Below are 7,568 nucleotides of genomic sequence, written 5' to 3'. Positions count from 1 at the left end.
GCGACCGGAACCCTGGCGAACATGAGCGACTCGCTGCTCGACAACGTCGGCAAACTCGTGGACAGCAAGGCGGCATCGGTGCTCGGCGGTGTGGGCGGCCAGCTGCAGAAGTGGGGGGCCGGGATCCAGGCTTCGCTGGCCTCAGCGCATCGGGTGGGCGGGCTGTCGATACCCAACGCCTGGCACGGCCTCGCCCCGGAGATGGCTCGCGCGGCCCCGACGCTACCCGCCACCAGCGTCGCCGCCCCCACCATGACTGGCGGCCTGCCCGGCAGCCCGTTCTCCCAGGGGTTGATGGGTGCACTGGCCGGACGCGGGGTGACCAGCCTGGGCTCGCGGGTCGCGGCCAAGGTGATGCCCCGCTCGCCGGCCGGCGGGTAAGAGGTGGGGGATGCCCTTGCCGCACAACGCATGAGCACGGAAATGACATCGATTTAAGGAGGGAGATATGCCTACGCGTTTTATGGCTGACCCGCACGAGATGCGGTCGATGGCGGGCCGTTTCGATGTGCACGCCCAGACGGTGGAGGACGAGTCCCGCAAGATGTGGGCGTCGTCGCAGAACATCGCCGGTGCCAGCTGGAGCGGGACCGCTCAGGCCACCTCCTACGACACCATGGGCCAGATGAACCAGGCCTTCCGCAACATCGTCAACATGCTGCACGGTGTGCGCGACGGGCTGATCCGGGATGCCAACCACTACGAATCCCAAGAGCAGGCCTCCCAGCAGATCCTGTCCAGCTAGCCCACCTCACTCACTCGTTAGGAGAACACCCATGTCGATTAACTACCAGTTCGGTGACGTGGATGCCCATGGCGCCACCATCCGCGCCCAGGCCGCCTCGTTGGAGCAGGAGCACCAGTCCATCGTGCGTGATGTGCTGGCCGCCGGCGACTTTTGGGGCGGCTCGGGTTCGGTGGCCTGCCAGGAGTTCATCACCCAGTTGGGTCGTAACTTCCAGGTCATCTACCAGCAGGCCAACTCCCACGGCCAAAGCGTGCAAAACGCCGGCAACAACATGAGCTCCACCGACTCCGCCGTCGGCTCCAGCTGGGCCTGACAAACACCAACCCCGTGGCCCGCACACCCAACGGCGTGCGGGCCACAACCATTTTCCGGGCTAGCCGACCAACGGCGGCGGGAGCATGGTGGCACGCAACCCAATTCGCTGCATCCCGTCGGCCTCGCGCTCGACCAGCGTCGGGAACGTCACCTTGGTTGCACCCTGCGCAGCGGTCGACGCAGCCGGCGCCGCGCCAAAGCCGCTGGTGGGCACCGGCATTGCGCCGGCCGCGCTTACCGGCGCGGCTGGCACCGCGTCCCCCCACGTCTGCGGCACCGAAAGCGTTCCGACAGAGCTTGCGTGACCCATAGTCGCCGCAGCACCAAAGCCGAGGGACGATCCCATCGGCGTCGAACCGCCCAGAGCAGGTGCCAGACCGGACCCGCCCAACTCGCCGAATTGCCCCATACCTTGGGAGGCGAACAGCGAATCGGCTCCCGGGACATTCATCCCGACACCGGCGAGACTCGTGCCCACGCCGCCGACGTTGGTTCCCAGGCTGGCGGCATCGGGACTTAGCCCGGCCGCATCGGAACCCAGATCGGCGACTCCACTTGACGACGACGACGCGATGTCCGTCAGACTGTCCAGTGCCCCGAGGCCCGAGCTGGCGCCCGTGCCGGCGCTTTTGCCGACACCAGTGCCCGTCGAGCCCGCCAGACTGGTAAGCGCACTCAGCCCTCCGGATGCTCCCGAGGTGCCAGAGGTCGCCAGCGCCGCACCGTTGCCCGTCACCAGTGACGACAGGCCGGACGCCGACGTCACGGTCTGCGTCGGTTGTGCCAGTCCCTGCAGCGTCTGAGGCACCGCCGACAGCGATGTCGAAGCGACGGTCTGCGCATGGCTGCCGGCGGTTGCGCCGGCGGCCTGGGCCACCGCGGTGGACTGACCAGTCAGGCCGGCCGGGTTGGTGGTCGACTTGGGCTCAGTGAACGGCGTCAACGTCGACGCGGCCGCCGAACTGCCGGCGTAGCCGTACATGGCTGCGGCATCCTGGGCCCACATTTCGCCGTATTGAGCCTCGGTGGCCATGATCGCCGCGGTGTTCTGACCCAGGAAGTTGGTCGCGATCAGCGTCATCAGCTGCGCCCGGTTGGCCGCGACCACCGTTGGTGGAACCGTCATCCCAAACGCCGCCTCGTAGGCGGCGGCCGCCGCCCTGGCCTGGTTTGCCACCTGCTCGACTTGGGCCGCGGTGGCAGTCATCCAGGTCACATACGGTGTGGCCGCGGCGGCCATCGACGTCGACGCCGCACCCTGCCACGACTCATCGGTGAGCCCGGAAATCACCGAACCGTAGGAGGCTGCCGTGGAGTTGAGGTCAGCCGCCAGCCCGTCCCAGGCCGCCGCGGCCATCAGCATCGAACCTGCGCCAGGGCCGGCGTACATCCGAGCCGAATTGATCTCCGGGGGTAACGCCCCGTAGTCCATCGTCCTTACCTTTCTTTGCTTTCGTCGTGCCCTGGTTAGCCGGCCGCGATCGCGTTGGCGGCTTCGGCGGCCGCATAGGATGCGGCGTTCGACTGCAGGGTGCTGACCAAAGCCGAATGAACGGCTGCAGCCGCGGCGCTGATGGCCTGATAGCTGCCCGCGTGGGCGGAGAACTGCGCCGCCGTCAGCGCTGACACCTCGTCAGCCGCCGCGGGGACGACCCCACCTGTCGGACCCGCTGCGGCCGCATTCGCGGCAACCATCGCAGAACCGATGCCCCCGAGATCGCCGGCCGCCACCGATAGCATCTCCGGATGCGTGGTGACGAAAGACGAGAAATACATTGATTACTCCAAAGTTTTCTGTGAAAACTGGCCGCGTTCATCGTTGGTCGCGGAGACTGCTCTTCAGCGGATATTGTTACGGCAGAGTTACGTAAAACGTTCACGCACAATCGGTTAGCGGTGTAGCCTCACTTTTGGTCTGCCATCTCCCTGGTTAAGAGCTCTGTTACCCAGTCTTTTTGGAGCACAACGGCATCGCAAGCTCACCGATGAGATGCATAGCGAACCCATATCTGACGGCGTGAGCGGCGTCACGCCCGATGGCCGACACATTTGAGAACGATATGAGTTTCGTGACGGTTTTGTGACAATGGCGTGTGCGCGAGGAAGAGCGGAGGGAAATGGCAATGATGTCGGGTTCTGCGCGTGAACAGCGGCCACGTCAGGCCATCCTCGGTCAGCTGCCTCGGATCACCCGCGCCGACGGGTCACCGATCCGAGTTCTGCTGGTCGACGACGAACCGGCGTTGACCAACTTGGTCAAAATGGCGCTGCACTATGAAGGCTGGACTGTCGAGGTCGCCCACAACGGCCGGGAGGCCGTGACGAAGTTCGAGCAGGTCAGCCCCGACGTGCTCGTCCTCGACATCATGCTTCCTGACATAGACGGCCTCCAGATCCTGGAGCGGATCCGCGAGGCAGACGCCTACACCCCCACCCTGTTCCTGACCGCCCGCGACTCGGTAATGGACCGGGTCACCGGCTTGACGGCGGGCGCCGACGACTACATGACCAAGCCGTTCAGCCTCGAGGAGTTGGTGGCCCGGCTGCGCGGCCTACTTCGTCGCCCCAATTACCTGGCCGCGCCTGCAGACGAGGGCCTCAAAGTCGGCGATCTCACGCTCGATGGCGCCAGCCACGAAGTCGCGCGGGCCGGCAAACCCATCCCGCTCACCTCAACCGAGTTCGAACTGCTGCACTTCCTGATGCGTAATCCGGGCCGCGCCCTGACCCGCACCGAGATCCTGGACCGTGTCTGGCATTACGACTTCGCCGGACGAACCAGCATTGTCGATCTGTACATCTCATATCTACGGAAGAAGATCGACGCCGGCATGGAGCCGATGATCCACACCGTGCGCGGTGTTGGATACATGCTGCGACCACCGAAATGACCAGGGCGCCAACCGCACCCTGGTGGCGGCGGACCTTGCGCCGTCAGCTGGTATTGGGTTTGTCAGCCGTGGTCACGGTTGTCGTGCTGGTGGTCGGCGTGGTGACGGTGCTGAGTTTCCGCAACTACGTCAATGCGATCAATGATGCGGAAGTCACCGAATCGCTTGATGCACTGGATCATTCGTTCGCCAGATACCGCCGCGGTGAAACGACACACCACGGCGATATCGCACAGGTTATGTTGAACTTCACCGGACAGAACGCGGGAAACGTCATCGCTGTACTGCACAACGGCGACGTCATCGGCTCCGCGGTGTTTTCCGAAGACGACCCGCGCCCAGCCCCAACCGATGTCGTCGCGGCTATCAAGACACAGCCGTGGAACGACGACCAACTGCACACCGTGACGCTGGGCAGCCTTGGCTCATTCCGGGTGGCCAGCCAAAGTGCCGGCGCCGATGACCGTCTCGTCGTCGGGGTCTCGCTGGACCTGGCAAACCGCTACATCACCCGCCGAATCATCAGCGCTACAATCCTTTTGGTAGCAGCACTGCTAGTAACAGCGGGCCTGACCACACTGGTGGTCGGATACGCGTTGCGTCCCTTGCGCCGTGTTGCCGCGACCGCCGCCGAGGTCGCAGGCACACCCCTTATCGGCGAAGACCATCGCATCACCGCGAGAGTCCAACCGGCGGACATCGATCCGGACAACGAGGTGGGAATCGTCGGACATACCTTGAACCGATTGCTTGACAACGTAGACAGCGCGCTCGCGCACCGCGCCGAATCCGACCGGCGGATGCGGCAATTCCTCACCGACGCCAGCCACGAACTACGCACTCCGCTGGCAGCGATCCAGGGCTACTCCGAGCTCACCCGCCAAGACAGCGCCGCGTTGCCACCGACCACGGAATACGCGCTGGCCCGTATCGAGTCGGAAGGGAGGCGGATGACCTCGCTCGTCGACGAGCTGCTGCTGCTCTCGCGCCTGGGCGAAGGTGAGGATCTGCGCACGGAGGACGTTGACTTGGCCGACGTCGTCCTGAACGCAGTGAACGACGCGGCGGTGGCGGCACCCACTCATCACTGGGTGAAGCATCTGCCCGACGAGCCGGTCTGGGTTCGCGGTGACCGCGACCGGCTCCACCAACTCGTCAGCAATCTGCTGACCAACGGCTGGGTACATACCCCGCCCGGAGTCGCCGTGACGACGAAAATCGCCTGCCGCCGGTCCGAGAACGGTGAGCCGTACGCCGAGTTGACGGTGGCCGACAACGGGCCCGACATCGACCCGGATCTCCTCCCACACCTGTTCGAGCGATTCGTGCGCGCGAAGAACTCCCCATCCGACGGGTCCGGAAATGGATTGGGCTTGGCTATTGTCGCCTCGATCGTCAAGGCCCACGAAGGCTCGGTCACCGCCGAATCCACTGACGGCCAAACCACTTTCCGGGTGCTTCTGCCCATCGTTGAGTAATGGATCACAGCCGCCGTAGCAAAGACCACGCGGTTCGCGACCCCAGACGCGGGTACGCCGTAACCTCAGACAACCGCTGGTCGGGGGTTCGCCCCGGGCCCCGAAGGTTAGCCTCTCTGCCGGTTGGCAAACTCAAGTCGCCCCGCCGGCCGTAAAGAAAACGTTAACGACGACGCTTTATGCACTGGCGGAGCCTAATTTCGTACCGGATCCTCACCGTCGAGGGCTAAATTTTATGCCGGTGCCAAAACTCGATCGACGATCGGTCTGACCGGCTGTGCCGAACGGAGAAACTATGTCCGTGGTTGCCTACGTCCTACTGACAGTGGCAGTCTTCACCGCCCTCGGCTATGCGCAAAAGCTGGTCGAGAAGCTATGAGCTACGACAACATCATCGGCCTTGCGCTGTCGGCAGTGTTGGCGGTCTACCTCGTCGCGGCCTTGTTTTTTCCGGAAAGGTTTTAGGTGAGCACCTCTACCGCGGGGATCGCATTCCTCGCTTTGCTCGTGCTGGCATTGGTGGCGGTACATGTACCGCTGGGCGACTACATGTACCGCGTGTACACCTCACCGAAGGACTGGCGAGTCGAGAAGATCATCTACCGGGTCATCGGCGCCGACGGCAAAGCCCAACAGCCGTGGTACGCCTACGCCCGCAGCGTCCTGGCGTTCTCGGCGGTCAGCGTGCTGTTCCTGTTCTTCTTCGAGTTGCTGCAGGACAAGTTGCCGTTGCACCTGAAGAACCCGGCGACCCCGATGACGCCTTCGCTGGCCTGGAACACCGCGATCAGCTTCGTGACGAACACCAACTGGCAGGCGTACTCGGGCGAGTCGACGCAAGGCCACCTGGTGCAGATGGCCGGTCTGGCCGTGCAGAACTTCGTCTCCGCCGCGGTGGGCATGGCCGTCGCGGTGGCCCTGGTTCGCGGCTTCGCCCGGGTCAAGACCATCGAAATCGGGAATTTCTGGGTGGATCTGGTCCGCGGGACGCTGCGCATCCTGCTGCCGCTGTCGGTGATCGCCGCGATCGTGCTCATCGCCGGCGGTGCGATCCAGAACTTCCACCTGCACGACCACGTGGTGACCACGCTGAACGGCGTGCAACAGACCATCACGGGAGGGCCGGTCGCCAGCCAGGAAGCGATCAAGGAACTCGGTACCAATGGCGGTGGCTTCTACAACGCCAACTCCGCTCACCCCTTTGAGAATCCGACCAGGTGGACCAACTCTGTCGAGATCTTCCTGCTGCTGGCCATCAGCTTCTCGCTGCCGCGCACCTTCGGCCGGATGGTTGAGAGCAAAAAGCAGGGCTACGCGATCGCCGCGATCATGGGTGTCCTGGCGGTAATCAGCGTGGCTTGCGTCGGGGTGTTTCAGCTAAGCCACCACGGGACGGTCCCCACCGCGACCGGTGCCGCCATGGAAGGCGTCGAGCAACGGTTCGGCATCGCCAACTCCGCGGTTTTCGCCGACGCGACCACGTTGACCTCTACCGGTGCGGTCGACTCGGCACACGACTCCTACACCAGCCTGGGCGGGGGGGTCGCGATGCTCAACATGCAGCTCGGTGAGGTGGCGCCCGGCGGAGTGGGCTCGGGCCTCTACGGCATGCTCATCCTGGCCATCTTGTCGGTGTTCATCGCCGGGCTGATGGTCGGACGCACACCGGAATACCTCGGCAAGAAGATCGGGCCTCGCGAGATGAAGCTCGCCGCAGCCTATCTGCCGGTGACTGAGTTGCTCGTGCTGCTCGGTACTGCCATCGCGATGGGCTTACCCGGCCCCCGCGCCGGCATGGCCAACACCGGACCACATGGCCTGTCGGAAGTGCTCTACGCGTTCACCTCCGCATCCAACAACAACGGCTCCGCTTTTGCCGGCCTGTCGGTCAACACCACCTGGTACAACACCGCGCTGGGCCTGGCGATGGTCATCGCCAGATTCCTGCCGATGGTTATCGTGCTCGCGCTGGCCGGTTCGCTGGCCGGCCAAAAGCACACGCCGGAGTCCGCCGGCAGCCTTCCTACCCACCGGCCGCAGTTCGTCGGCCTGGTCGCGGCAGTCGCGGTAATTATTGCTGCCCTGACCTTCCTGCCGGCATTGGCACTCGGGCCCCTCGCTGAAGGAATCCACTGA

Annotated in this window: 9 protein-coding genes; 7 read left to right on the top strand and 2 right to left on the bottom strand. The window is 64.4% G+C overall.

Translation table 11 applies throughout. The features are described from left to right. From VNW74_RS11365 to VNW74_RS11355, 3 genes are all read left to right on the top strand, one after another. Positions 1-381: PPE family protein, SVP subgroup (locus tag VNW74_RS11365; protein WP_414686659.1), on the top strand; the 381-nt coding region annotated here is incomplete at its 5' end. Positions 382-448: 67 nt separating this feature from the next. After that, positions 449-745, top strand: coding sequence for a WXG100 family type VII secretion target (locus VNW74_RS11360; protein ID WP_325676783.1), 297 nt, complete (start codon positions 449-451; stop codon positions 743-745). A gap of 31 nt (positions 746-776) precedes the next feature. Continuing rightward, complete coding sequence (locus VNW74_RS11355; RefSeq protein ID WP_325676781.1) at positions 777-1,061, top strand: WXG100 family type VII secretion target; 285 nt, start codon at positions 777-779, stop codon at positions 1,059-1,061. A gap of 60 nt (positions 1,062-1,121) precedes the next feature. On the opposite strand, the gene VNW74_RS11350 is transcribed toward VNW74_RS11355, so the two are convergent. Together VNW74_RS11350 and VNW74_RS11345 are read right to left on the bottom strand one after the other, a co-directional pair. Continuing rightward, on the bottom strand, positions 1,122-2,495 hold the full coding sequence (locus VNW74_RS11350) for a PPE family protein (protein WP_325676779.1): 1,374 nt from the start codon (positions 2,493-2,495) through the stop codon (positions 1,122-1,124). A gap of 35 nt (positions 2,496-2,530) precedes the next feature. After that, positions 2,531-2,839 carry a PE family protein gene (locus VNW74_RS11345; RefSeq protein WP_325676777.1) on the bottom strand — a complete coding sequence of 103 codons (309 nt, stop codon included), beginning with the start codon at positions 2,837-2,839 and terminating at the stop codon, positions 2,531-2,533. Between the two features lie 341 nt (positions 2,840-3,180). On the opposite strand from VNW74_RS11345, the gene VNW74_RS11340 reads away from it, so the two are divergent. From VNW74_RS11340 to kdpA, 4 genes are all read left to right on the top strand, one after another. Next, on the top strand, positions 3,181-3,954 hold the full coding sequence (locus tag VNW74_RS11340; protein WP_325676775.1) for a response regulator transcription factor: 774 nt from the start codon (positions 3,181-3,183) through the stop codon (positions 3,952-3,954). Beyond that, entirely contained in the window at positions 3,951-5,432 is a 1,482-nt protein-coding gene (locus VNW74_RS11335; RefSeq protein ID WP_325676772.1) for a HAMP domain-containing sensor histidine kinase, read from the top strand. The genes VNW74_RS11340 and VNW74_RS11335 overlap by 4 nt, the downstream gene beginning before the upstream one ends. Positions 5,433-5,807: 375 nt before the next feature. Continuing rightward, positions 5,808-5,897: a K(+)-transporting ATPase subunit F gene (gene kdpF, locus VNW74_RS11330; protein WP_325676770.1), complete on the top strand. Its 90-nt coding sequence runs from the start codon at positions 5,808-5,810 to the stop codon at positions 5,895-5,897. Beyond that, the gene (gene kdpA / locus VNW74_RS11325; RefSeq protein ID WP_325676768.1) at positions 5,898-7,568 is read left to right on the top strand and encodes a potassium-transporting ATPase subunit KdpA; all 1,671 of its coding nucleotides are present in this window, start codon (positions 5,898-5,900) and stop codon (positions 7,566-7,568) included.

The organism is Mycobacterium sp. (assembly GCF_035570115.1).
Classification (GTDB): Bacteria; Actinomycetota; Actinomycetes; order Mycobacteriales; family Mycobacteriaceae; genus Mycobacterium.
The sequence above is the reverse complement of the archived record's forward strand: the minus strand, read 5'-3'. Positions and strand labels throughout refer to the sequence as shown.

What these genes read in the sequence shown, in the direction of transcription:
- VNW74_RS11335 (WP_325676772.1), top strand. Translation starts at nt 3,951, where the DNA reads ATGACCAGGGCGCCAACCGCACCCTGGTGGCGGCGGACCTTGCGCCGT.
- VNW74_RS11360 (WP_325676783.1), top strand. Translation starts at nt 449, where the DNA reads ATGCCTACGCGTTTTATGGCTGACCCGCACGAGATGCGGTCGATGGCG.
- VNW74_RS11340 (WP_325676775.1), top strand. Translation starts at nt 3,181, where the DNA reads ATGGCAATGATGTCGGGTTCTGCGCGTGAACAGCGGCCACGTCAGGCC.
- kdpF (WP_325676770.1), top strand. Translation starts at nt 5,808, where the DNA reads ATGAGCTACGACAACATCATCGGCCTTGCGCTGTCGGCAGTGTTGGCG.
- VNW74_RS11350 (WP_325676779.1), bottom strand. Translation starts at nt 2,495, where the DNA reads ATGGACTACGGGGCGTTACCCCCGGAGATCAATTCGGCTCGGATGTAC.
- VNW74_RS11355 (WP_325676781.1), top strand. Translation starts at nt 777, where the DNA reads ATGTCGATTAACTACCAGTTCGGTGACGTGGATGCCCATGGCGCCACC.
- VNW74_RS11345 (WP_325676777.1), bottom strand. Translation starts at nt 2,839, where the DNA reads ATGTATTTCTCGTCTTTCGTCACCACGCATCCGGAGATGCTATCGGTG.